The sequence below is a fragment of the Microcystis sp. LEGE 00066 genome (genome assembly GCF_015207925.1).
GTDB lineage: Bacteria > Cyanobacteriota > Cyanobacteriia > Cyanobacteriales > Microcystaceae > Microcystis > Microcystis ichthyoblabe_A.
On sequence record NZ_JADEVX010000323.1, the window covers coordinates 1 to 2,214 of the forward strand.

General features: G+C 42.8%; 2 protein-coding genes. One reads left to right on the forward strand and one right to left on the reverse strand.

The features are described from left to right. Positions 1-135: 135 nt before the first annotated feature. Entirely contained in the window at positions 136-1,344 is a 1,209-nt protein-coding gene (locus IQ224_RS23090) for an ATP-dependent 6-phosphofructokinase (protein WP_002742707.1), read from the forward strand. A 629-nt stretch (positions 1,345-1,973) separates the two neighbouring features. On the opposite strand, the gene IQ224_RS23095 is transcribed toward IQ224_RS23090, so the two are convergent. Further along, a partial coding sequence (locus tag IQ224_RS23095) for a transposase (protein WP_194032751.1) occupies positions 1,974-2,214 on the reverse strand: 241 nt, incomplete at its 5' end.

The following is a 2,214-nucleotide window of genomic DNA, read 5'->3' on the forward strand; positions in this document are numbered from 1 at the left end:
CCCCTTATCAAGGGGGCAGGGGGGATCGAACCTAAAATCGATTTTTAATTTAATTATAACCAGCTACTTAACTGAAAACTTACATCTGATCACTGATAACTGATAACTGACAAAAAAATCCAGGAGGATATAACTATGAACGAGAATCAAAAGAAAAAAATCGGCATTCTGACCAGTGGTGGCGATTGCCCGGGGTTAAATGCGGTAATTCGTGCCGTGGTGAAAGCATCAAAACTCAAGGGTTGGGATGTGTACGGCATTCCCTACGGGACCGACGGTTTTATGCAGATTGCCGAGGGGAAATATCACCCCCAAGATTTGATCCTGACTCACCATGGCTATAACCTACCCGGAGTCTTGAAAGGATTAGACGTTTTGCAGTTTCTTAGTGGTAGTGTCTTGGGTTCTTTGAGCAAGGGACATCCTGAAAACCCAGAAATTGCCGCGAAAATCCTGCAAGGATACGAAATGCTGGGATTAAATGCCCTGATCGTCGTCGGGGGCGATGGGAGCGTCGATATCATCTATGATCTCGCCCAGAAGGGCAATTGGAATATTATCGCAGTTCCCAAAACCATCGATAATGATGTTCCCTATACGGAATGGTCCGTCGGTTTTACCACTGCCGTCGATATCGTCACTCAAGCTTTGTATGATCTCACCTTTACCGCCGCTAGTCACGAAAGGGTGATGATTGTGCAGGTGATGGGTAGAGATGCCGGTCATTTAGCCCTTCATGCGGGGATTGCCGGGGGGGCCGATGCGATTTTTATTCCCGAATTAACCCCGGCTCTCACTCCCGAAATCATCGACGGTTGTTGTCATCATTTGGCAGAATTACGCGCCCAAGGTCGTAAATTCGCTCTCATTGTCATTTCTGAGGGGGTTAAAAACGAAGATAACCAAAAAGAGAAGTATATTGGCGATTATTTAGAAAAATTAATAGTTGACAAAACTCGCTCTTTATGCGTGACCGATCCCGTCTTCTGTTATCTCAATTCCATGGATGTGCGGGCCATGTCTTTGGGACACCTGCAAAGAAGTCGTCCTCCTTTGGCCATGGATCGACTCTTAGCCACGGCTTTTGGCATTAAGGCCGTAGAATTAATTGAAAAGGGAAAACTCGATCGCGTGGTGATTTGGCGCGGGGGACAAGTGCGTAGTTTGCCCCTGAAACCGGTGATCAAAATTATCAAAAAATGTCATCAAGAAAATCGCTGTGCCTATCCCGTGGATCCTGATGGTTTTATCGTCAAAACGGCCCGTTCTTTGGGAATTTACCTAGGGGAAAATACCACAACTGAGACGGCAGTAGTTCCGCAAGCTGTGGAGGTCTTAGTTTAGTTATAATAAAGCGAGAAGGGTTGCTAATACTTTCTCGCTTTTTTAATTGGTTAAGATTAGGCATTTCTAAACGCTACAATTACGGGAGATACTGACAGCTACTGTCGAAATAAAGAAAATTTTTAAAAGAGTGTAATTAATTTTCTGAGCATAAACTTTTATCATTATAAACCCGAACTGTATATCCTTCTCAACCCGACGAATCAAATTCTTTTCTGTCAAATTTGTGGCTTTACGAGCGAAACAGGTGCAAGATTTTGAGAGAATCGTGGTTGAAAACCTTGCATCTTCGGGGCGAAGCATTCGGGCAATAACCTATCGGTGAAACCAGAGATTTTCTATCCGAATGCTTCGCCCGTACTTTTTGCCGCAAACCCTACATAAAGACTTCTACTATCAGTAATGAGGTTATAAGATTGAACTATTGGACAAGCTTCAATGAGATGTCTAATCTCTTGAAAATAGTCATTAATCAACCAATTCTATCTCCTCAATTTCTTCTTTGTCTTGCAGTAAAGCTTCTAGCATCCAAGCTTCTCCCATCCATTCATCAAAGTCTAAGGTATGCTGCAATTCATTGTTTTCAAATCGTCTGAGAAATTCGGCTCTTCGTTACTCTTTATGCTAAATCAACAGACAAGATGCCAAGATAACATACTTCTAACCCAAAAATTCCGAAAGTTTCTAAAGCCATAGCCTCTCCGTTTTATTAGTTTAAGTTTATTGTTGATTCCCTCGACCACCCCATTCGTTGTCCTTCGCTCGAAATAACTAATTATTTCTCCAAACCAGTTTCGGATTGTTTGACAACTCTTAGTAAAAACACTGGAGGATTTTGCCAACCATTCCGAGATGGATAGCATTCCCTCT

Excerpts from the sequence above, each read along its gene's own strand:
- IQ224_RS23090 (WP_002742707.1), top strand. The coding sequence starts at position 136 with ATGAACGAGAATCAAAAGAAAAAAATCGGCATTCTGACCAGTGGTGGC.